The 22,771-nt window shown below is 69.3% G+C and carries 15 protein-coding genes; 6 read left to right on the forward strand and 9 right to left on the reverse strand.

Annotated elements, in window-relative coordinates; all coding sequences use genetic code 11:
* Positions 1-110: 110 nt before the first annotated feature.
* Positions 111-3,974, forward strand: coding sequence for an EAL domain-containing protein (locus ASF94_RS08550; RefSeq protein ID WP_369818648.1), 3,864 nt, complete (start codon positions 111-113; stop codon positions 3,972-3,974).
* 143 nt (positions 3,975-4,117) lie between these two features.
* On the opposite strand, the gene ASF94_RS08555 is transcribed toward ASF94_RS08550, so the two are convergent.
* From ASF94_RS08555 to ASF94_RS08565, 3 genes are all read right to left on the reverse strand, one after another.
* The gene (locus ASF94_RS08555; RefSeq protein ID WP_082493087.1) at positions 4,118-6,064 is read right to left on the reverse strand and encodes a propionate--CoA ligase; all 1,947 of its coding nucleotides are present in this window, start codon (positions 6,062-6,064) and stop codon (positions 4,118-4,120) included.
* An 80-nt stretch (positions 6,065-6,144) separates the two neighbouring features.
* Positions 6,145-6,759: an isochorismatase family protein gene (locus ASF94_RS08560; protein WP_056664327.1), complete on the reverse strand. Its 615-nt coding sequence runs from the start codon at positions 6,757-6,759 to the stop codon at positions 6,145-6,147.
* Positions 6,760-6,902: 143 nt separating this feature from the next.
* Positions 6,903-8,078: a PQQ-dependent sugar dehydrogenase gene (locus tag ASF94_RS08565; protein ID WP_082493088.1), complete on the reverse strand. Its 1,176-nt coding sequence runs from the start codon at positions 8,076-8,078 to the stop codon at positions 6,903-6,905.
* A 184-nt stretch (positions 8,079-8,262) separates the two neighbouring features.
* Between ASF94_RS08565 and ASF94_RS08570 the strand changes: the two genes are divergently transcribed.
* The 5 genes from ASF94_RS08570 to ASF94_RS08590 all read left to right on the forward strand — a co-directional run bounded on the left by ASF94_RS08570 (position 8,263) and on the right by ASF94_RS08590 (position 13,261).
* Positions 8,263-8,829, forward strand: coding sequence for a C40 family peptidase (locus tag ASF94_RS08570; RefSeq protein WP_056664330.1), 567 nt, complete (start codon positions 8,263-8,265; stop codon positions 8,827-8,829).
* 367 nt (positions 8,830-9,196) lie between these two features.
* Entirely contained in the window at positions 9,197-9,448 is a 252-nt protein-coding gene (locus tag ASF94_RS08575; protein WP_056664332.1) for a GlsB/YeaQ/YmgE family stress response membrane protein, read from the forward strand.
* 18 nt (positions 9,449-9,466) lie between these two features.
* The gene (locus ASF94_RS08580; protein WP_056664335.1) at positions 9,467-10,009 is read left to right on the forward strand and encodes a hypothetical protein; all 543 of its coding nucleotides are present in this window, start codon (positions 9,467-9,469) and stop codon (positions 10,007-10,009) included.
* Between the two features lie 95 nt (positions 10,010-10,104).
* Entirely contained in the window at positions 10,105-12,678 is a 2,574-nt protein-coding gene (locus tag ASF94_RS08585; RefSeq protein WP_056664339.1) for a DEAD/DEAH box helicase, read from the forward strand.
* 130 nt (positions 12,679-12,808) lie between these two features.
* Entirely contained in the window at positions 12,809-13,261 is a 453-nt protein-coding gene (locus ASF94_RS08590; protein WP_200933042.1) for an EVE domain-containing protein, read from the forward strand.
* A gap of 32 nt (positions 13,262-13,293) precedes the next feature.
* Here the strand turns inward: ASF94_RS08590 and ASF94_RS08595 are convergent, their stop codons facing one another.
* From ASF94_RS08595 to aceE, 6 genes are all read right to left on the reverse strand, one after another.
* Positions 13,294-13,764, reverse strand: coding sequence for a hypothetical protein (locus ASF94_RS08595; protein ID WP_056664344.1), 471 nt, complete (start codon positions 13,762-13,764; stop codon positions 13,294-13,296).
* Positions 13,765-13,878: 114 nt separating this feature from the next.
* Positions 13,879-14,853, reverse strand: a complete 975-nt coding sequence (locus tag ASF94_RS08600) for a class I SAM-dependent methyltransferase (RefSeq protein WP_056664347.1) — start codon at positions 14,851-14,853, stop codon at positions 13,879-13,881.
* 251 nt (positions 14,854-15,104) lie between these two features.
* A complete protein-coding gene (locus tag ASF94_RS08605) occupies positions 15,105-16,070 on the reverse strand; it encodes a tripartite tricarboxylate transporter substrate binding protein (RefSeq protein WP_056664350.1) in 966 nt (321 codons plus the stop codon).
* A gap of 296 nt (positions 16,071-16,366) precedes the next feature.
* The gene (lpdA, locus tag ASF94_RS08610; RefSeq protein ID WP_056664351.1) at positions 16,367-18,214 is read right to left on the reverse strand and encodes a dihydrolipoyl dehydrogenase; all 1,848 of its coding nucleotides are present in this window, start codon (positions 18,212-18,214) and stop codon (positions 16,367-16,369) included.
* A gap of 13 nt (positions 18,215-18,227) precedes the next feature.
* Positions 18,228-19,910 carry a dihydrolipoyllysine-residue acetyltransferase gene (gene aceF, locus ASF94_RS08615; protein ID WP_056664354.1) on the reverse strand — a complete coding sequence of 561 codons (1,683 nt, stop codon included), beginning with the start codon at positions 19,908-19,910 and terminating at the stop codon, positions 18,228-18,230.
* A gap of 18 nt (positions 19,911-19,928) precedes the next feature.
* Complete coding sequence (gene aceE / locus ASF94_RS08620) at positions 19,929-22,652, reverse strand: pyruvate dehydrogenase (acetyl-transferring), homodimeric type (protein WP_056664357.1); 2,724 nt, start codon at positions 22,650-22,652, stop codon at positions 19,929-19,931.
* Positions 22,653-22,771 lie beyond the last annotated feature (119 nt).

Raw genomic sequence — 22,771 nt, forward strand, 5'->3', positions numbered from 1 at the left:
GAGCCAGCGCCAGCGCCGTGGTGCGCCTACACTCGCGCCCATGCCCGACGCCCCGCCCCTTCACCTGCCGTCCGCCCAGCCTGGATACACCGGCGAACCTGGTGGCTGGCGTGGCGCTTGATTCGCTGTTCGTCGGCCTGTTTCATCTGGCCTGGCTGGGTCTTCTGGCCAAGTTGCCGCAGGGTGTGCTGCTGACGCCCTCGCTGCGCGCACGGTTGGCGATCGGCCTGGCGGGCGGCACGGTGACGCTGCTGGTCTCACCGTTCGTTCCCGAGCCCGGTGGCGCAGAGTGGCTGGCCATCTTCCCCAGCATGACCGCCGTGTGCGCGTTCTGTTTCGGCCCGCTGGCGGGTGCCGTGGCGGGTGGGGTGTCGCTCGCCTTCCAGGCCGCCATCCACGGCTCGGCCGACTTCCCCTGGCTGGCAGCCACCGTGCAGACCGCCACCGTGCTGGGCGTGGCCAGCGCCTGTCACGCGGGCCGGAGCGCGGGCGGGCGGCAGGTCTGGCGGGCCCTGGCCCAGCTGTCCCTGGCGCTGCCGCTGGCCCTGCTGTGCTGGCGCCTGGCCTGGCCCGGCGCGCCCTTCGGCGCGGGGATGCGCATCGAAGACTGGCTGGAAGCCGTCCCCTGGCGCTACACGCTGGCCGTGCTGGTGCTGGGGGGCGGTGTCGAACTGCTGCAGCGGCAGGTGCGCACGATGGCGCTCCTGGCCGAGCGCGAGCAGGAACTGCGCATGGTGATCGACGCCTCGGGCGGCGGCCGGTGGCACTGGCAGGTGGACGCCCAGCGCTTCACCTACGAGGGCTCGCTCTACCGCACCTTCGGCCTGCCGGCACCGGGCACGCCGGGCGTGGACGCGGACCGGGTGTGGCAGGCATGGAATGCGCGGCGCCACCCCGAGGACATGGCGCGCATCGGCCCGCACCTGCACAACGCCATGCAGGGCCGGGAAGAGTGCTACCAGGCCGAATACCGCATGCGCGACGAGGACGGCCGCTGGCGCTGGCTGATCTCGCGCGGCCGCGTGCTGCAGCGCGCGGCCGATGGCTCCGTGGCGAGCCTGGTGGGCATGGACCTGGACGTGACCGAGCAGCGCGAGCTGCAGAACGCGCTCGTCGAAGCCGAAGCGCGCTACACCATCGTCTACCAGACGCTGCCCGATCCCGCCGGCATCACCCGTCTCTCGGACGGACGCTATCTGGACGTGAACGACGCCTTCTGCCGCATGGCCGGCATGGCGCGCGCAGAGATTCTGGGCAAGACATCCGTCCAGCTGGACCTTTGGCAGTCGCCCGCCGACCGCGAGGCGCTGCTGCGGGCGCTGCAGCTGCAAGGCGAGGTGGTGGGCCAGTCGGTCACGCTGAACGTGCTGGGGCGGCTGCAGCGCGGGCAGATCTCCGCCAGCGCCACACGGGTGAACGGCGAGCCGAGCATGGTCTTCGTGTTCCACGACATGACCGAGCAGCTGCGCACGCGCGACAAGCTGGTCGCCGCCTATGGGGTGCTGCAGCAGGCCGGCCGCATGGCCCGCCTGGGCGTGTGGGTCAATGCCTATCCCGACCCGGGCGGGCCGCTGTACTGGTCGGAGGTGTGCCATGCCATCCACGGGCTGCCGCAGGGAGCACCGCTGCCCTCGGCCGCCGACTACCTGCAGCAGTACGTGGCGCCGGCCTGGCGCGACGTGGTGCGCGAACAGTTCGAGCGGACGCTGGCGGAGCCCGAGCCCTGGCGGCTGGAACTCGAGATCGTGCGCACGGATGGCCGGCATGCCTGGGTCCGGGTGAGCGCGGAGCCTGAACTCGAGGACGGCCGGCTGGTGCGCCTGCGCGGCGTGATCCAGGACATCGACGAGAGCAAGCGATCCGAGCAGCGGCTGCGCCAGTCCGAAGCGCGCTTCGCGCAGATGTTCCAGGCCATGCCCTACCCCATGGGCCTCACCCGCCGCAGCGACGGCCGCTACGTGGACGTGAACCCTGCGTGGGAGCGCGCGATGGGCTATAGCCGGGCCGAGGCGTTGGTGAGCACGGCCCCGTCGCTGGGCATCTACACGGCGGAGGTGCGCGAGTCGCTGGTGCGTGCCGCCCAGTCCAGCGGGGAGCTGCTGGGCCAGGAAGCGGAGATCACCACCCGCAGCGGCGAACGCCGCACGGTGCTGCAGTCGATGAGTGCGGTGGAATCGGACGGCGTGGCCTGCTGGCTCTTCGTGCTGCACGACATCACCGAGCGCAAGCGGGCGGAGCAGCAGGTGCGCGAGCGCGAGGCGCTGCTCTCGCTCACCATTTCCGCCGCCGCGTTGAGCCTCTGGGACTGGGACCTGCAGTCGGGCCGGGTGACCGGCGACGCCCGCTGGCAGGCGCTGCAGGGCGTGAGCGGGCCGGCGGGCCAGCCGTCCGATCCGCGAGCCGGCGTGCACTGGACGACCGGCATCGCGCCCTCGCAGCTGGATGCCATCGCCGCGGAGCTGCAGCGCCATGCGGGGGAGCCCTCCACGCCCTTCGACGCGACCTGGCAGGTGCTGCGGCCGGACGGCACCGGCCACTGGGTGCGCAACCTGGGCAACATTGTGCACCGCGACGCGCAGGGCAAGCCGCTGCGCATGGTGGGCGTGGGCATCGACGTGAGCCACCAGCGGGCGCAGCAGGAAACCCTGCAGCGGCTGGCCCACCACGATGCGCTGACCGGGCTGCCCAACCGCGTGCTGCTGGCCGAGCGGCTGCAGGCCGCCATGGCCACGGCGCGCCGGGGCGGCCGGCTGCTGGGCGTGGCCTATCTCGACCTGGACGGCTTCAAGCCGGTCAATGACCGGCTGGGCCACGACGCCGGCGACCGGCTGCTGGTGGTCATGTCGGGCCGGCTCACGCGGTCGCTGCGGCCGGTGGACTGCGTGGCGCGCCTGGGAGGCGACGAGTTCGTGATCCTGCTGCCCGAACTGGGCTCCCGGGCCGAGTGCGAGCAGCTGCTGGCGACGCTGATGGCCAGCGTGTCCGCGCCCTGCACGCTGGACGGCGAGCGGGTGGTGGTGACCTCCAGCATCGGCTACACGCTCTACCCCGACGACGAGGCCGACGCCGACGCGCTGCTGCGCCATGCCGACCAGGCGATGTATCTGGCCAAGCAGGCCGGGCGCAACCGCTTCCATTCCTTCGACACCGCCCACGAGCGCGCCGTGCAGGTACGGCGGGCGCAGACGGCCGAGCTGTCGGAGGCCCTCGCTCAGGGGCAGTTCGTGCTGTACCTGCAGCCCAAGGTGGACATGCGGCGCGGCGTGGTGGTGGGCGCCGAGGCGCTGGCGCGCTGGCGGCATCCGGAGCGCGGACTGCTGGCGCCCGGCGCCTTCCTGCATCTGATCGAGAACACCGAACTGGAGGCCTGGTTCGGGGAATGGGTGGTGGACAGCGCGCTGCAGCTCATCGCCCAGCTGGACCAGCAGGGCCTGGCACTGGCCGTCAGCATCAACATCTCGGCCCAGCACCTGCAGCACGCCGGCTTTGCCGACTGGATGGAACACCGCATGGCGCTGCGCCCGGAGGTGCCGGCCCACCGGCTGGAGCTGGAGATCACCGAAAGCGCCGCGCTCTACGACATCGACCACGTGGCTGCCGAGCTGGAGCGCCTGCGCCGCCTCGGCCTCACCGTGTCGCTGGACGACTTCGGCACCGGCTACTCGTCGCTGGCCTACCTGCGCCGCCTGCCGCTGGACCACATCAAGCTGGACCGCAGCTTCGTGCACAACATGACGACCGACCTGGGCGACCGGGCCATCGTGCAGGGCGTGATCGGCCTGGGCGCGTCGTTCGGCCACCGCATCATCGCGGAAGGGGTGGAGACGGTCGAGCAAGGCGCACTGCTGCTCGACCTGGGCTGCGCCTGGGCGCAGGGCTACTGCATCGCCCGGCCGATGCCGCCGGAGGCCTTCGCCGGTTGGGCGGCGGAGTGGAGGACGCCGGCGGAATGGCTGGACCGCCCGGCCGCCTGACATGGCGGCGGGCCTGCCGCAAGCCCGTGGCGTGCAGCGCGGCCCGCGCCGCCTCTGGGGGCCCAATCCCCCTTCCGCGCAGGCTCTGCCTGGGTCTTCTGCTATGGAAAACGAAGTGACTGCGCTTTCCGCCCGTGCCCGGGTCAGCCGAAGAGGTCCTTCACCTGCTGCAGCGCGGCGGGGTCTTCCATGGTGGTCAGGTCGCCCGGGTCCCGCCGCTCGGCCACGGCCTGCAGGGCGCGGCGCAGCAGCTTGCCGCTGCGGGTCTTGGGCAGCAGGCTCACGAACAGCACCCGTGCCGGCCGGGCTACGGCGCCCAGCTGGCCGTCCACCTGCTGCATGACTTCGCCTTCCACCCGGCGGGCCGCCGTGGCGTCGGTCACCACCGCAGCATCGCGGGGCACGGCGAAAGCCAGCGCGACCTGCCCTTTCACCGCATCGGCCACGCCGACCACCGCCACCTCGGCCACGGCGGGGTGCGCGGCGATGCTTTCCTCGATCTCGCGCGTGCCGAGCCGGTGGCCGGCCACGTTGATGACGTCGTCGGTGCGCCCGAGGATGAAGAAGTAGCCGTCCTCGTCGCGAATGCCCCAGTCGAAGGTGCTGTAGCGCAGCGGGCCCGGCAGGCTTTTCCAATAGGTGTTCACGAAGCGCTCGTCGTCGCGCCAGACGGTCTGCATGCAGCCGGGCGGCAGCGGCCCGTCGATGGCCACCACCCCTTTCTGGCCGGCGCCGGTCAGTTCCTCGCCGGTGTGCTCGTCGATCAGCTTCACGTCGTAGCCGTAGACGGGCCGGCCCGGGCTGCCCAGGCGCGGCGTCTGCGGCGCAATGCCGGTGGGCAGGGTCAGGATCGGCCAGCCGGTTTCGGTCTGCCAGTAGTTGTCGATGATGGGCACGCCCAGCCCAGCGGCGATCCACTGCGAGGTGGGCGCGTCGAGCGGCTCGCCCGCCAGCCACAGGCCCTTGAGCGACGACACGTCGTGCCGGGCGAGCAGTGCGGCGTCGTGCTTCTTCAGCACGCGCACGGCCGTGGGGGCCGAGAACATGTGCGTGACCCGGTACTTCTCGACGATGCTCCACCAGACACCGGCGTCCGGCCGCGTTGGCAGGCCCTCGTAGAAGATGGTGGTCATGCCGGCCAGCAGCGGGCCGTAGACGATGTAGCTGTGCCCCACCACCCAGCCGATGTCGCTGGTGGCGAAGAACACCTCGCCCGCATGGGCATCGAACAAGTGCCGCATGCTGGCGGCCAGCGCGACGGCGTAGCCGCCGGTGTCGCGCTGCACGCCCTTGGGCCGGCCGGTGGTGCCGCTGGTGTAGAGGGTGTAGCTGGGGTGGGTGGCATCGACCCATTCGCAGGGCACCGACGCCGCGGCGTGCCGTGCCCGCAGGTCGGCCCAGGCGTGGTCGCGGCCTGGCTGCAGCGGCATCGGCGCCAGGCCCCGGTCCACCAGCACGACGGCCTGGGGCTGGTGGCGCGCCAGCCGCAGGGCTTCGTCCAGCAGCGGCTTGTACGCGATCACCTTGCCGCCCCGCGAGCCCGCGTCGGCGCTGATCGCCGCCACCGGTTCGGCATCGTCGATGCGCGAGGCCAGCGAGCCGGCGGCGAACCCGCCGAACACCACGCAGTGCAGCGCACCGATGCGCACGCAGGCCAGCATGGCGAAGGCGGCCTCGGCAATCATCGGCATGTAGATCAGCACCCGGTCGCCCCGCCCGACGCCCAGCGACTGCAGGGCTGCGGCCATGCGCTGCACCTCGTGGTGCAACTCGGCATAGCTGTAGCTGCGCTCCGTGCCGGTTTCGGTCGAGATGGCGACCAGCGCCGCCTGGTCGGCCCGCGCGGCGAGGTGCCGGTCGACCGCGTTGTGGCACAGGTTGGTGGTGCCGCCCGCGAACCACCGCGCGAAGGGCGGGTGGCTGGCGTCGCAGATCTGCGAGGGCGGGGTCTGCCAGTCGATCAGCCGGGCCTGTTCGGCCCAGAAGGCGTCGCGTTCCTCGATGGAGCGGCGGTGAAAGTCGTCGGCAGCTTGGTTGTGGCCCATGGCGGATGTCTCCTGAAAGTCGTTATGACCGCCATCATTCACCATGCGCTTGCGGCAGGCTGACAAAGACCCGTCATCCAGCCCATCATGGGGCCCTGCCGGCACAGGCGCGCCGCCGGGCGGCCCTATTTGATGAGCGCCAGCACGTCCTTGAAGGCTTCGTGCTCGCAGCCGCGCAGCCATTCGAAGGCGACCATCTCGGTGGTGACCAGCTCGGCACCCGCGCCGGCCAGGCGGTCGAAGGCGGCATCGCGGTTGCGCTCGGTGCGCGATCCGCAGGCGTCGGTCACGACCCAGACCTCGAATTCGTCTTCCAGCAGGTCGAGCGCCGTCTGCAGCAGGCAGACATGCGCTTCGCAACCGGCGATGACGATGCTGCCGCGCGCGTCGGCGCCGCCCTGTGGCTGGGCCGGCTTTTGCAGATGGCGCGGCAGGCTGCGCGCATTGCCGCCCTGCTGGGGCCGCGCCGGGGGGCGCAGCCATTCGCCCAGGCCTTCCTCTGCGGCGCTGAATTGCATCTTGGCCAGCGTGCGGCGGCAGGCAGCGCGCAGCGCAGCGTCGTTCGCCCCCAGGCGGGACGGATTCTGTTCCGTGCCCCAGACCGGCACGTCCAGCGCCGTCGCCACCTGGGCCAGGATCCGGGCGTTCGCCAGCACCTGCGGGCCCTCGAAAATGGCGGGCATCAGGCGTTCCTGGTAGTCGACCAGAACGAGTTGGGATTCGAGGGCGTCGAGGAGCATGGCGGGTCCTGGTGCTTCAGTTGCAGACAAAAAAGGCTGCCGGCGCTTGATCTGTCGATGCCGGCAGCTATCAATGATATAGCAGCGCAGGCGGCGCGGAGCCCGGGGTCTTCCTTCAAGGCGCCTCGCGCGCCGCAGGCGGTTCAGGGCTTGAGGCGAAGCAGCTTGCCCTCCGGGCTGTCGGTCAGCAGGTAGAGCCAGCCGTCCGGTCCCTGGCGCACGTCACGAATCCGGTCGCCACCCCGTTCCAGCAGGTATTCATCGCGCGTCACCTGGCCGTTGGCGTCCAGCTGCAGGCGGTGCAGGCGGGCGAAGCGGAGGGATCCGACGAACAGGCTGCCCTTCCACTCCGGACCATACCGGTCGCTGGTGAGAAAGGCCATGCCCGAAGGCGCGATCGACGGCACCCAGTAGTGCAGCGGCTGCTCCAGCCCGGCCTTGGCCGTGCCCTCGCCGATCTTGCCGCCGCCGTAGTTCTCGCCATAGGTGATGGCCGGCCAGCCGTAGTTGCGGCCCGCCTGCGCGACATTGATCTCGTCACCGCCCTGCGGGCCGTGCTCATGCACCCAGAGCCGTCCGTCCGCCGCCAGCGTGGCCCCCTGCACGTTGCGGTGGCCCCAGCTCCAGATCTCCGGCAGCACCCTGGGCCGGGATGCCGGCGGGTTGCCGGGGGCGGCGCCGCCTTCGGGCCGCACGTGGACGATCTTGCCGTGGTGGTTGTCCAGGGTCTGCGCATCGTCCTTGCGCTGGAAGCGGTCGCCCAGGGTCAGGAACAGATCGCCCTGCCGGTCCTGCACGATGCGGCAGCCGAAATGGGCGGTGCTGCGCACCTTGGGCTGTTGGCTGAAGATGACCCGCACGTCCTCGAGCGCCGTGGCGTTCACTGCCAGGGTGGCGCTGGCGAGCGCCGTGCTGTTGGCGCCGCTGCCGTCCGGGGCCGGCTCCGAATAACAGAAGAACACCCGGCGGTTGCGCTCGAAAGCCGCATCCGTGATGACGTCGAGCAAGCCGCCCTGCCCGCCGGCCGCGATAGGCGGCAGTCCGGTCAGCGCAGGCCCGAGCCGCCCGTCTGCGCCGACGACCCGCATGCGGCCCGGCCGTTCCGTGACCAGAAAACGCCCGCCGGGCAGAAAGGCCAGTCCCCAGGGGCTTTCCAAGCCGGAGGCGACCGCCTCGACCGAGGCTGGCTTGCGCGCGGGCTGCGGAGGCACCGGGCTGCTGGCCGCCGCACCCGCCGCCAGCCCGGCCAGCGCTATCAGAAGAGAAGCAACCCGTGCATGGACGGCAAGGCCCGCATACGCATTTTCTTGCAAATTCATGGAGGGTCTTTCTGAATGCTGGCGAGCCAGCGAAATCCGGGCAGATCGGCAGCCGAAGCCGGCAGTTCGAGCCGAATGCGCACCAAAGCCTCTGACTATCGAACTTCCGCTGCCTATGAAATAAGCAGCCGTTACGCATTGCCGGCGTAGGACAACCACCCACACCGTGGTACTCTCGCGACCCATGTCCCGTTGGCTTTGCTTTTTGTTACTCGTTTGTGCCCAGGCCCATGCCGCCCCCGGTAGCACCCGCTCAGACGAAATCGACCGCATTCTTCAAGAGCGCGGGCTCCTCACCCAGTTGCAGGAGGTCCGTCACGACGTGGCCGACCGCACGACCACCCTGGTGTCCACCGCCATGGGTTTTCTCGGCGTGCCCTACCGCCGCGGCGGCAGCAACGCCGAAACCGGTTTTGACTGCAGCGGCTTCGTTCGCACCATCTTCGAGCAGGCGAAGGGCCTGGCGCTTCCTCGCCGTGCCAACGAGCAGGCGGCGGCCACCGAAGTCATCGACAAGAAAGACCTGCAACCCGGCGACCTGGTGTTCTTCAACACCATGCGCCGTGCGTTCAGTCATGTCGGTATCTACGTGGGTGACGGCAAGTTCATCCATGCGCCCCGCAGCGGCGCCAAGGTGCGTGTCGAGGACATGAGCGGTTCGTATTGGCAGCACCGCTTCAACGGCGCCCGCCGGGTCGCTGGCGAAGACGACCCGATCGAGGCGCTCGCCAACGCTCCAGCGGCCCGCTGAGACACCCCCAGGCCCGCAACAGCGGGCTTTTTTTCGTCCACTCGCTCGGCCTGGCCGTCTTGCCCACGGCAGGGCATCGGCTGCAGAGGCGCAGGCGCAGGCGCAGGCGCAGGCACACGCACAGGCACCCAACGCATTGTTGACAGTTCAGCGGCCGCATCCCTGGGATCGCCCGGCCTAGACTGCGGCGGTCGCCGTGGCGGCGCGTGCAGGCAGGGCGATTTCCGCAGCGCGCACGCACGTGCGGCGTCGTCCTATAGGGCGTGTGCAGCAGCGTGCCAACAATGCGCATGCGACCGGCAGGTCCGTGCGACGGGCCTGCCACCTTCCTCCTTCCAACCTTCCCAGACGTGAAAGCAACACCATCATGATGTCTCTCCTCGGCACCCTCTTCATCGGCCTGATCGTCGGTCTGCTGGCCCGCGCCATCAAACCCGGCAACGACAAGCTCGGCTGGATCATGACCATGCTGCTGGGCGTGGCCGGCGCCTTCCTCGCCACCTACGTGGGCGTGGCCATGGGCTGGTATGCGCAGGGCGAGGCGGCTGGCTGGATCGCCTCCATCGTCGGTGCCATCGTCCTCCTCGTTCTGTACGGCCTGATCCGCCGCAAGGGCTGACCACAGGGAGCGTATTCGATGGGCCTTCGGACCAAAGTCCCCACGGCGCACGAGCTTGCGGGCGGCGACTCCGATCTGGAGGCCGCCATCGACCGCAGCCGCAGCCTGCTGCACCGCCGGGCCCTGCTCGCGGCGGCGGCGGGCACGGTGCCCCTGCCGGGTCTCGATTGGGCGGTGGACGCCGCCTTGCTGTCGCGGCTCATCCCGCAGATCAACGAACAATTCGGCCTCACCCCCGCCCAGATCGACCGGCTGACACCGCACAAGCGCGAGCAGGTGCAAAAAGCCGTGTCGATGGTGGGCTCGGTGCTGATCGGCAAGCTGGTCACCCGCGAACTGGTGATGCGGGCCACCCGCATGATCGGGGTACGGCTGACGGCCCGGCAGGCAGCCAAGTTTGTGCCGCTGGCCGGACAGGCGGTGTCTGCGGCGCTGGGCTACGCCACGCTGCGGTTTCTGGGCGAGCAGCATGTGCGCGACTGCATCGAGGTGGTGCGGCAGGCACAGCTGGCGCTTCCACCGGGCCCCAGGCGAGTTGCCCAGTCCCGCGCCGAGGATTGAGGCGTTTCTGGCCTGAAAGCCCCGACGTGCCTGCGCAGGCACGTCAAAAAACATAGCAAACCGGGCTTCGCATGATTCGGCACAATCGGCAGCCCATGACCGATGCTGCCGCCGACGCCCCCGCCCTGCCCGGCACCTTCCGCCCGCGCCTCACGCTCATGACGCTCGGCCGTGGCGACGGTCTGCTCGGTCTGCAGCCGCAAGGGCGCGTGGGCCCGCGCGGCGGCAGCGTCACGGTGGCACGCATCGACTGGACCTACCGCTCCCCCCAAGGCCACGACTGGGAGACGCTGGCACCCACCAGTGTGCTGGGCGGGCGCGCTCCCGACGAGGTGGAACTGTTCGATACCGGCGGGCCCGTGGCGCGCCTGCGCCGCGACCCCAGTGCGGAGGCCGACGCGATGGACCAGGTCTGGGGCCTCGGCCTGGTTCCGGTGGACCCGGCCAGGCTGCAATGGCGCCACCGCGCCATGGGCGAACACCTGGGGCCCGTCTGGACCTTGCCTCAGGAAGCGCAATTCGGCGACTTCTGGGCCGAACAGGTGCCGGCCCTTCGCGCCGCCGGCTGGAGCGTGGTGGTCCGGCCGGGTTTTGCCCACCAAAGCGTGCCGGTCGAACGCTGGAAGCTGCTGATTGCGCCCGACACCGGCGAAGTGCGCGGCCAGGAGGTCGATGGCCCGCTGGCGGAGCGCGAACGGCCGGTGCAGAAGCTGCAGCTTCCGGCGCGCGAGGGCGCCTGGCTGCTCACGCTGGGCGTGGAGATCGACGGCCAGACGGTGGACCTCGCGCCGCTGCTGGCCGATCTCATCCAGCGTGACCCGCGTTGGCTCGATGCCGCGCAGCTGGCCCTGATCGCCGATGTCGCCACCATCCGGTTGCGCGCGCCCGGTGGCCGGCGCATCGATGCCCCTGCCGCGCCGCTGAAGGCCATCGTCGGCGCTCTGGTCGATCTGCTGACGGACCCCGGCCGCCGGCAACCCCGGGAAGGCGAGCCGCTGCGCCTGGGTGGCTGGGAGGCGAGCCGTCTGGATGGCCTGCGTTCCGCGCTGCAGACCAGCGGCCAGGCATGGCAGCTGCAGGGCGGCGCCGGGCTGGCGCTGCTGGCGCAGCAGCTGAAGCTGGCCGGCACGCCGCAGCCGCTGGCACCCCCGCAAGGGCTGGCCGTCACGTTGCGGCCCTATCAGCTGGCGGGCCTGTCCTGGCTGCAGTACCTGCGCGCCCAGCACCTCGGCGGCATTCTGGCGGACGACATGGGCCTCGGGAAAACGGCGCAGGCCCTGGCGCACGTGCTGGCCGAAAAGGAAGCGGGCCGGCTGCGGTCCCCGGCGCTGGTGGTCATGCCGACGTCGGTGCTCTTCAATTGGCAGGCCGAGTCAGCACGCATGGCGCCCGGGCTGCGCGTGCTGGCGCTGCACGGTCCGGATCGCGCCCGCAGCTACGAACTCATCGCGTCGCACGACCTGGTGCTGACCACCTACCCCCTGCTGTGGCGCGATGCCGACCGGCTGGCGGCGCAGCCCTTCCATCTGTTGATTCTGGACGAGGCGCAGATGGTGAAGAACGCTGGCAGCCGCAGCGCCCGCGCACTGCGCACGCTGCAAGCCGGCCACCGCCTCTGCCTGACCGGCACGCCGGTCGAAAACCATCTGGGTGAGTTGTGGGCGCAGTTCGACTTCCTGATGCCGGGCTTCCTGGGCGATGCCCGGCAGTTCGCCCAGCGCTGGCGCAAGCCCATTGAGGAGAACGGCGAGACCCTGCGTGCCAGGCTGCTGGCGCAGCGGGTGCGCCCATTCATCCTGCGCCGCCGCAAAGCCGATGTGGCGACGGAACTGCCCCCGCGCACGGACATCCTGCAGCGGGTGCGCTTGCAGGGCCACCAGCGTGACCTGTACGAGGCTGTGCGTGCCGGGGCGGACAAGCAGGTGCGGCGCGCGCTCATCCGGCAAGGCTGGGCGGGCGCGCAGATCGCAGTGCTGGATGCGCTGCTCAAGCTGCGGCAGGTGTGCTGCGACCCGCGCCTGGTCAAGGGCGCGAAGCTGCCGGCGGGCATCGAGCGCGCCAAGATGGAATGGCTGGCGGACACCCTGCCCGCCCTGGTGGCGGAGGGGCGCCGGGTGCTGGTGTTCTCGCAGTTCACCGCCATGCTGGACCTGGTCGCCCAGCAACTGTCGGAACTGGCGCTGCCGTTCCTGGCGCTGACCGGGCAGACATCGGCCGGCCAGCGGGCGGAGGTGGTGCGCCGCTTCCAGTCGCAAGCCGAAGGCAGCGCGCCCGTGCTGCTGGTCAGCCTGAAGGCGGGCGGCACGGGCCTGAACCTGACGGCCGCCGACACGGTGATCCACGTCGACCCCTGGTGGAACCCGGCCGTGGAGGCGCAGGCCACGGCGCGCGCACACCGCATCGGGCAGGACCAGCCGGTGTTCGTCTACCGCGTCGTCGTGGAGGGCAGCATCGAAGAGCGCCTGCTGGAACTGCAGGCCCGAAAGCAGGTACTGGCCGACGGGGTGCTGGGGAACGATGCGGCCGACGCCGTCAAGTTCAGCGAGGCCGATCTGGAAGCCCTGCTCGCGCCCCTGGCGGAGCCGGCGGACAACCCGCTGGCCATCCCGGCAGAGGACGCCCTGCGGTGGGGCGGCACGGGCCTGCGGACCGGCGCTTCCGGTCGCTGATCCGGCGCGAGGGCGAGGCGGCGGGCCCGGCGGGTGGCGACTCCGGCCGGGCGAGAATACGCGGATGAACGACGCCGCTTCCCCCGATCCAGCAACACGCGCCGCCGCAGAGGCCGGCCGTTACTGGCTGATGAAATCCGAACCTGCGGAATGCTCCATCGACGATGCCCTGGCCGCCCCGGACCGCACCGTCGCCTGGACGGGCGTGCGCAACTACCAGGCCCGCAACTTCATGCGCGATGCCATGCGCGTCGGCGATGGCGTTTTGTTCTACCACTCCAGCTGTGCCGAGCCCGGCATCGCCGGCCTGGCGCGGGTCGCGTCCGGCGTGCGGCCCGATCCCACCCAGTTCGACCCGGCCTCGCCCTACCACGACCCCCGGTCACGCCCCGAGCAGCCGCGCTGGCTGCTGCTGGACGTACAGGCCCTGCGCAAAACCCGCCTCGTCAGCCTGGCCGAACTGAAGGCGTGCGCCGCGCTGCGCGACATGCGGGTACTGCAACGCGGCAACCGGCTCTCGATCACGCCGGTCGAGCCAGCGGAGTGGGAAGAAATCGTCCAGCGGCTGGTGCCAGGCGGCTGACTGCGGCGCGCCGCCGGCACCGGCAGCGGGTGTCAGAAGCGGAAGTCGAGGCTTTTGGCGCCCATGCCGACCGTGACCGACTGCCGCTGGGTCTTGCCGGCAGCGGTGGCCTCCACCGCGTACTTGCCCGCGGGCAGGTTCACCAGGCAGATCGGGCCGTTGGCGGTGAAGCGCATGGGCTGGCCGGCATTGCCGCCTTCCGGTTGCACGGCGACCTGGACGTCCGCCTGGTAGGCGCCGCCGGGTGCCGCGAACAACAGCGACAGCGGGTGGTCCTTCATCGCCGCGCGCATGGCCGTCGATTCGTCGATGCCGATGCCGCCGCAGCGGTATTCCAGGCCGCCCTGCTTTTGGGCGGCCGGAATGGCGGCGGGCGCGGCCGTGCCGGCGGCGGATTCCGCGGGCTGCTGGGCGAACGACGGGCCTGCCAACGCAGCGCCGGCCAGAGCGGCGATCAGGGCGGCATGGCGGGCACGGGGGACGGCGGACGTGAACAGGGACATGGCGGAATCCTTTCGGGCAGTTGAAACGGGCCATCGTGCCCTCCGCTCCCCGCGCCGTCTGTCAGCCGCGTTCCGCTCCGCGTGGCCGCCGGTTCGTGCGGGCCGCCGGTCCGCTCAGGCCAGCGTGCCGCCTGCCAGATCCGGCGCGCGGTAGATCAGCACCTTCAGCGCCCGCTCGGTGTCCACGTCGGCAAACGCGGCGGGGTTGGCCACCCGGCCGGCGAACGCGAGTTCCGGCGCCTGGGTCTGCATCTGGTCGCGCAGAAAAGCGGTGTCCAGCTCTGGCGCGTTCAGGCAGAGCAAGGCGTGGCCGCCCGGCGCCAGCAGGTCCGGCAGGCGGCGCATCAAGCGGGCGTAATCCTTCGTCGCGATGAAGCTGCCCTTCTGGTAGCTCGGCGGGTCGGCAATCACCAGGTCATAGGGGCCGCTGCGGGTGATCTTGCCCCAGGTGCTGAAGATGTCGTGCGCCAGGAAGCTGGCGCCGGCGGTCAATCCATTGAGCTGGTGGTTCTGCTGTCCGATGGCCATCGCGCCCCGGGCCATGTCCACGTTGACCACCTGGCGGGCCCCGCCCTGCAGCGCGGCGACGGAGAAGGCGCAGGTGTAGGCGAACAGGTTCAGCACCTTGGCGCCGCGCGGCTGGCGCGACTGGTGGTCGGCCATCTGCTGGCGCACCCAGCGGCGGCCTTCCGCCATGTCCAGGAACAGGCCGTGGTTCTGCCCCTTGAGCACGTGGACGCGGTAGCGTGCGCCCTGCTCGGTGACGGTATGCGGGTCGGGCACGCTGCCGGCCATCAGCCGGGTGTCCGCCAGGCCCTGCTGGCGCAGCGCCTCATGCCGGCACTGGTACACCCAGTTGAGCGGTTCGCCGGCCGGGGCGACCTGCGTCCACCGTGCCTGCAGGGCCGCGCCGATGGCCGCAAGCGCCTCGTCCGCCAGCGGCGCGAAGCTGGTCAGCACGAAGACCGGCGGGTAGGCGTCGAGCGACACGTGTTCGAGCCCGGGAAAGCGCCCTCCCCGGCCGTGGAAGATGCGTTGGGCATCGTGGGGAAGATCCATCGCGGCGATGGCGTCGAACAGGGCTTGCATGCCCGCATTGTGGCAAAGAAACCCGGCCCCATCGCCCCGCAGCGCTCGTTTTCACTGCACGAGCAGCTACGCAAATCATAGCAAGCGCGGGTTCTCGTTCCGCAGCCGCGTGAGGTGCCTGGCGTGCTTGGCGTGCTTGACGTGCTTGACGTGCTTGACGTGCTTGGCGGGGGGGCAGCCGGGCCCCGTCCGGCAGCGCGGCAGCCCGTGCGCGCTCACCGCGCAAGATCCGGGGCGTGGCAGCCAGCGCCTCAGTCCACCGACGCGCCGGACTGCTTCACGGCCTTGCCCCACTCCACGATCTCGCTGGCGACGAACTGGTCCATCTGTTCGGGCGTGCCGGGCGCCGGCTCCGACCCCCGGTCGCGGATGAATTTCTGCATCTCGGCACTGTTCAGCACCGCCACCGCTTCCCGGTTCAGCTGGTCCACGATGGCGCGGGGCGTGCCCTTGGGGGCCATCAGGCCCAGCCAGCCCACGGCCTCGAAGCCCTTGAACTCAGGCAATCCGGATTCGGCGATGGCCGGCACTTTGGACAGCTGGCTGGACCGGGTGGCCGAGGTCACGCCCAGCGCCACCGCCTTGCCGGCCTGGATGTTGGCCAGGCCCGCCGTGACGGAATCCACCATCAGCGGCACCTGTCCACCGATGAAATCGGCCTGCGCGGGGCCGCTGCCCTTGTAGGGAATGTGTTCCATCTCGATCTTCGCCCGTGCCTTCACCATCTCTGCGCTCAGGTGCTGCGTGCCGCCGATGCCCGCGCTGGCGTAGCTGAGCTTGCCGGGCTCGGCTCGGGCCTTGTCCACCAGATCCTGCATGCTGCGGATGCCCGAGGCGGGGTGCGCCAGGAAGACGAGCGGCACCTTGGCCACCAGGGTGACGCCCTGCAGGTCCTTGCGGGGGTCGAAGTTGACCTTGCGGTACAGCGTCTGGTTGACGGCCATGGCACTGCCCGCCATCACCAGGGTATAGCCGTCGGCCTTGGCGCGGACCGCCTGCTCGGTGCCGATGTTGCTGCCGGCGCCGGCCTTGTTGTCCACCACGATGGGCTGGCCCAGGCGCGGCCCGAGCTTCTCCGCCAGGGCGCGGGCGAAGATGTCGGTGGCCTGCCCCGGCGGGAACGGCACGACCAAGGTGATGGGCTTGTCGGGCCAGGCGGCCAGGGCGGCGCCGGACAGGGCCAGCAGCGCGGCCGGCAGGCAGAACTTCAATCGCATAGGAAATGTCTCCGTTATCGGGGTCCTGCACTCTGGCATGCGCAGCCGGGTGGCGCAGATGGACGGGTGGATCTTAGGAGGGCTTGGGAAACCTCTGCGCGATTGGAGTGGAAAGTGAGCGCTGAGGGCCTGAAAGCGTCTGCAGCGCGCAGAGGCCCCGGGCCCCCACAGATGGACAGGGCGCGGCGACCCGTGCAGACGGTCGCCAGCCCGAGACCACAAGAAAAAAAGCCGCGCAGCCCTTCCGGTACCTGCGCGGCCCGCTACTGATTCAGTAGCAAGTTGAGTTGATCAACTCATTTCTTCTGCGGCGGAACGTCCGTGCAGCTGCCGTGCGCGATCTCCGCCGCCATGCCGATGCTTTCGCCCAGCGTGGGGTGCGGGTGGATGGTCTTGCCGATGTCCACCGCGTCGGCGCCCATCTCGATCGCCAGGGCGATCTCGCCGATCATGTCGCCGGCGTGGGTGCCCACGATGCCGCCGCCCAGGATCTTGCCGTGGCCATGGGCCTCGGGCGAATCGTCGAAGAGCAGCTTGGTCACGCCTTCGTCGCGGCCGTTGGCGATGGCGCGGCCGGAGGCGGTCCAGGGGAACAGGCCCTTCTTGACCTTGATGCCTTGCGACTTGGCCTGGTCTTCGGTCAGGCCCACCCATGCCACTTCGGGGTCGGTGTAGGCCACGCTCGGGATCACGCGGGCGTTGAAGGCGGCCAAGGCCAGTTCCTTGTTGCCCTGCAGTTCACCGGCGATGACCTCGGCGGCCACATGCGCTTCATGCACCGCCTTGTGCGCCAGCATGGGCTGGCCCACGATGTCGCCGATGGCGAAGATGTGCGGCACGTTGGTGCGCATCTGCACGTCCACGTTGATGAAGCCGCGGTCGGTCACGGCCACGCCGGCCTTGTCGGCGGCGATCTTCTTGCCGTTGGGCGTGCGGCCGACGGCCTGCAGCACCAGGTCGTAGACCTGCGGCGCTGGCGCGGTGCCGCCCTCTTCCGCCGCGGCGAACGTCACCTCGATGCCTTCGGGCGTGGCCTTGGCCCCCACCGTCTTGGTCTTGAGCATGATGTTGTCGAAGCGCTTGGCGTTCATCTTCTGCCAGACCTTGACCAGGTCGCGGTCGGCGCCCTGCATCAGGCCGTCCATCATCTCGACCACATCGAGACGCGCGCCCAGCGTGGAATACACGGTGCCCATTTCCAGGCCGATGATGCCGCCGCCCAGGATCAGCATGCGCTTGGGGACTTCCTTGAGCGCCAGGGCGCCGGTGGAATCCACCACGCGGGGATCGTCGGGCATGAAGGGCAGGCGCACTGCCTGCGAGCCGGCGGCGATGATGGCCTTCTTGAAGGCAATGACCTTCTTGGTGCCCGTCTTCTCCTGGCCCCCGCCGGTGGTTTCCTCCACTTCCAGGTGGTTGGCGCCCACGAACGCGCCGTAGCCGCGCACGGTGGTCACCTTGCGCATCTTGGCCATGGCGGCCAGGCCGCCGGTCAGCTTGCCGATGACCTTTTCCTTGTGGCCGCGCAGCGTGTCGATGTCGACCTTGGGTGTGCCGAAGTCGATGCCGGCTGCCTTGAGATGGCTGGCTTCGTCGATCACGGCCGCCACGTGCAGCAGCGCCTTGGACGGGATGCAGCCCACGTTCAGGCAGACGCCGCCCAGCGTCGAATAACGTTCGACGATGACGACCTTCAGCCCCAGGTCGGCCGCGCGGAAGGCGGCGCTGTAGCCGCCGGGGCCACCGCCGAGCACGAGCACGTCGCACTCGATGTCGGCGCTGCCGCCGAAGCTGGCCGCTTCCACTTTAGGAGCGTCAGGCGCAGAGCTGGCGGGCGCCGCAGCCTGTTTTGGCTCGGAAGCCGCAGCAGGCGCGGGGGCCGGCGCAGCCGGGGCGCTGGCCGCGTCGGCCGCCTCCAGCGTCAGCACGACACCGCCTTCGGCGATCTTGTCGCCGACCTTCACCTTTACCTCCTTGACCACGCCGGCATGGCTCGAGGGGATTTCCATCGATGCCTTGTCGGATTCGACGGTGATGAGGCTCTGTTCCACCTTGATGGTGTCGCCGGCTTTCACCAGCACTTCGATCACGCCCACTTCGGCGAAGTCGCCGATGTCGGGCACCTTGATGTCGATCACTGCCATGTCAGTTTCCCCTTCACAGCACGATGCGGCGGTAGTCCGCCAGAACCTGGCCCAGGAACGCGTTGAAGCGCGCGGCAGCGGCGCCGTCGATCACGCGGTGGTCGTACGACAGCGACAGCGGCAGCATCAGGCGCGGCACGAACTGCTTGCCGTCCCACACCGGCTTCATCTGGCCCTTGGAGAGGCCCAGGATGGCCACTTCGGGCGCATTGACGATGGGGGTGAAGTGCGTGCCGCCGATGCCGCCCAGCGAAGAGATCGAGATGCAGCCGCCCTGCATGTCCGCCGCGCCCAGCTTGCCGTCGCGCGCCTTCTTGGCGAGTTCGCCCATCTCCTGGCTGATCTGCATGATGCCCTTCTTGTCGGCATCCTTGAGCACCGGCACCACCAGGCCATTGGGCGTGTCCGCCGCGAAGCCGATGTTGAAGTACTGCTTGTAGACCAGGGTGTCGCCGTCCAGGCTAGTGTTGAACTCGGGGAACTTTTTCAGCGCCGCGACCAGGGCCTTGATGACGAAGGCCAGCATGGTCACCTTGACGCCGGACTTCTCGTTCTCCTTGTTGGTGGATACGCGGAAGGCTTCCAGCTCGGTGATGTCGGCCTCGTCGTTGTTGGTGACGTGGGGGATCATCACCCAGTTGCGGTGCAGGTTCGCGCCGCTGATCTTCTTGATCCGCGACAGGTCCTTGCGCTCGACGGTGCCGAACTTGGCGAAGTCCACCTTCGGCCAGGGCAGCAGGTCCATGCCCACGCCCGAACCACCGCTGGCGGCCGGAGCCTTGGCGGCCTGCGCCTTGGTCTGTACGCCGCCCGCCATCACCTGCTTGGTGAATGCCTGCACGTCGTCCTGTGTGATGCGGCCCTTGGGGCCGGTGCCCTTGATCTCTTCCAGCGGCACACCCAGTTCGCGAGCGAACTTGCGCACCGAGGGCGATGCGTGCGGCAGGCCGACGGGCGCGGCGCCAGGAGCGTGCGGCGCGGGTGCCGCGGCGGTGGCGCTGGCCGGCGCCGAGGCGGGCGCAGCAGCCGGTGCCGGGGCGGGCGCCTGCGATTCCGTCGGGGCCTGGGGCGCAGGAGCGGCCGCAGGCTGGGCGGCCGGTGCGGCGCCTTCCAGCACGGCCACGAAGTCGCCCACGTTGACCGTGTCACCGACCTTGATCTTCAGTTCCTTGACCACGCCGGCAGCGGGCGACGGGATCTCCATCGACGCCTTGTCGGACTCGACGGTGAAGAGCGACTGCTCCTCCTTCACCGTGTCGCCCACCTTCACCAGCATCTCGATGACGGCGACGTCCTTGAAGTCGCCGATGTCGGGCACGCGCACTTCCAGCGGGCCGGCCGCGGCCGGTGCTGCGGCGGGTGCGGGTGCGGCAGCAGCGGGTGCTTCCGATTTGGTAGCGGCAGGCGCTGCTTCCGCTGGCGCCGCTGCCGGTTTGGGCTCCGCAGAGGCGCCGGCGTCGGCCGACTCCAGCACCACGATCACTGAACCCTGCTTGACCTTGTCGCCGATGGCGACCTTGATCTCCTTGACGGTGCCGGCGTGGCTCGATGGAATCTCCATCGATGCCTTGTCCGACTCGACCGTGATCAGCGATTGTTCGGCCTTGACCGTGTCACCGGCCTTGACCAGCAGCTCGATCACGCCCACTTCGTCGAAATCCCCGATGTCCGGGACCTTGATGTCTACCAATGCCATGTCTGTCTCCGGCTCGGGTTATGCGTACAGCGGGTTGATCTTGTCGGCGTTGATGCCGTACTTCTGGATGGCTTCGGCCACCTTGGTGGCGGGCAGCACGCCGTCTTCGGCCAGGCCCTTGAGCGCGGCCACCACGATGTAGTGGCGGTTGATCTCGAAGTGCTCGCGCAGCTTGCTGCGGAAGTCGCTGCGGCCGAAGCCGTCGGTGCCCAGCACCTTGTACGTGCGGCCCTTGGGCACGAACGGACGGATCTGCTCGGCGTAGGCCTTCATGTAGTCGGTGGACGCCACCACCGGGCCGCTGGTCTTGGACAGCTGCTCTTCGACGTAGGACACGCGCGGTGCATCGGTCGGGTGCAGCAGGTTCCAGCGCTCGGCTTCCTGGCCGTCGCGGGTCAGCTCGTTGAAGCTCGGGCAGCTCCACACCGAAGCGGCCACGCCCCAGTCCTTCTCCAGCAGTTCCTGGGCGAAGAACGATTCGCGCAGGATGGTGCCGCTGCCCAGCAGCTGCACGGTGGGCGCATCCTTGGGCAAGGCAGGCGCCTGCTTGCAGATGTACATGCCCTTGATGATCTGCTCTTCGGTGCCGGGCTGCAGGCCGGGCATGGCGTAGTTCTCGTTGAGCAGCGTCAGGTAATAGAAGACGTTCTCCTGCCGCTCGACCATGCGCTTCATGCCGTCGTGCATGATCACCGCCACTTCGTGCGCGAAGGTGGGGTCGTAGCTGATGCAGTTCGGGATGGTGCCCGCCAGGATGTGGCTGTGGCCGTCTTCGTGCTGCAGGCCTTCGCCGTTCAGCGTGGTGCGGCCCGAGGTGCCGCCCAGGAGGAAGCCGCGCGCCTGCATGTCGCCGGCGGCCCAGGCCAGGTCGCCGATGCGCTGGAAACCGAACATCGAGTAGTACACGTAGAACGGCACCATGATGCGGTTGTTCGTGCTGTACGACGTGGCGGCCGCGATCCAGCTGCTCATGCCGCCGGCTTCGTTGATGCCTTCCTGCAGGATCTGGCCGGCCTTGTCTTCCTTGTAATACATGACCTGGTCCTTGTCGACCGGGGTGTACTGCTGACCGTGCGGGTTGTAGATGCCGATCTGGCGGAAGAGGCCTTCCATGCCGAAGGTGCGGGCTTCGTCCACCAGGATGGGCACGACGCGCGGGCCCAGCGCCTGGTCGCGCAGCAGCTGCGTCAGGAAGCGCACGTAGGCCTGGGTGGTCGAGATCTCGCGGCCTTCGGGCGTGGGCTCCAGGATGGCCTTGAACGTCTCGAGCGCGGGCATCGTGAAGCTCTCGTCGGCCTTGGTGCGGCGGTGCGGCAGGTAGCCGCCCAGGGCCTTGCGGCGCTCGTGCAGGTACTTCATTTCCGGCGTGTCGTCGGCCGGTTTGTAGAACGGCAGCTCGGCGATCTGGCTGTCGGGGATCGGGATGTTGAAGCGGTCGCGGAAGGCCTTGATGTCCTCGTCGCTCAGCTTCTTGGTCTGGTGGACGGTGTTCTTGCCCTCACCGATCTTGCCCATGCCGAAGCCCTTGACGGTCTTGACCAGCAGCACGGTGGGCTGGCCCTTGTGCTCGTTGGCGGCGGAGAAGGCTGCATAGACCTTCTGCGCGTCGTGGCCGCCGCGGCGCAGGTTCCAGATCTCGTCGTCGCTCATGTGCTCGACCATCTTCAGCGTGCGCGGATCGCGGCCGAAGAAGTTCTTGCGCACGTAGGCGCCGTCGTTGGCCTTGAACGACTGGTAGTCCCCGTCGTTGCACTCCATCATGATCTTGCGCAGCGCGCCATCCTTGTCGCGCGCCAGCAGGTCGTCCCAGCCCTTGCCCCAGAGCAGCTTGATGACGTTCCAGCCGGAGCCGCGGAATTCGCTTTCCAGCTCCTGGATGATCTTGCCGTTGCCGCGCACCGGGCCGTCCAGGCGCTGCAGGTTGCAGTTGATGACGAAGATCAGGTTGTCGAGGTTCTCGCGGGCGGCCAGGCCGATGGCGCCCAGCGATTCGACTTCGTCCATCTCGCCGTCGCCGCAGAACACCCACACCTTGCGGTTTTCGGTGTTGGCGATGCCGCGGGCATGCAGGTATTTCAGGAAGCGGGCCTGGTAGATGGCCATCAGCGGGCCCAGGCCCATCGAGACCGTGGGGAACTGCCAGAACTCGGGCATCAGCTTGGGGTGCGGATAGCTCGACAGGCCCTTGCCGTCCACTTCCTGGCGGAAGTTCAGCAGCTGCTCTTCGGACAGGCGCCCTTCCAGGTAGGCGCGGGCGTAGATGCCGGGCGACACGTGGCCCTGGATGTACAGCAGGTCGCCGCCGTGGTTCTCGCTCTCGGCGTGCCAGAAGTGGTTGAAGCCGGCGCCGAACATGTTGGCCAGCGAGGCGAAGGAGCCGATGTGGCCGCCCAGGTCGCCACCCTCGGGCGGGTGGTGGCGGTTGGCCTTGACCACCATGGCCATGGCGTTCCAGCGCATGTAGGCGCGCAGGCGGGCTTCGATTTCCAGATTGCCGGGGCAGCGCGCTTCCTGGCTGGTTTCCAGCGTGTTGACGTAGCCGGTGTTGGCGGAAAACGGCGTGTCGATGCTGCTCTGGCGGGCGTGCTCCAGCAGCTGCTCGATCAGGAAGTGCGCGCGCTCGGCACCCTCCTTGTCGATCACCGCCGTGAGCGCGTCCATCCACTCACGGGTTTCCTGCTGGTCGGTATCTGCGGGGGTCGAAGCGGCGCTGGCCGCTTGCTGCTCGGTCTTTCCTGACATGCCTTGTCTCCTCTGGGATGGTGCGACGGTGATTAACGATCGGCGCGGAGTTTCTCATAAATCAAACCGATTTCAAATCGTGCTTTTCATTTTCATGATGCGATATTTTGCTGCAGGCG

It is taken from the genome of Acidovorax sp. Leaf160 (genome assembly GCF_001424265.1).
Lineage (GTDB): Bacteria > Pseudomonadota > Gammaproteobacteria > Burkholderiales > Burkholderiaceae_C > Paracidovorax.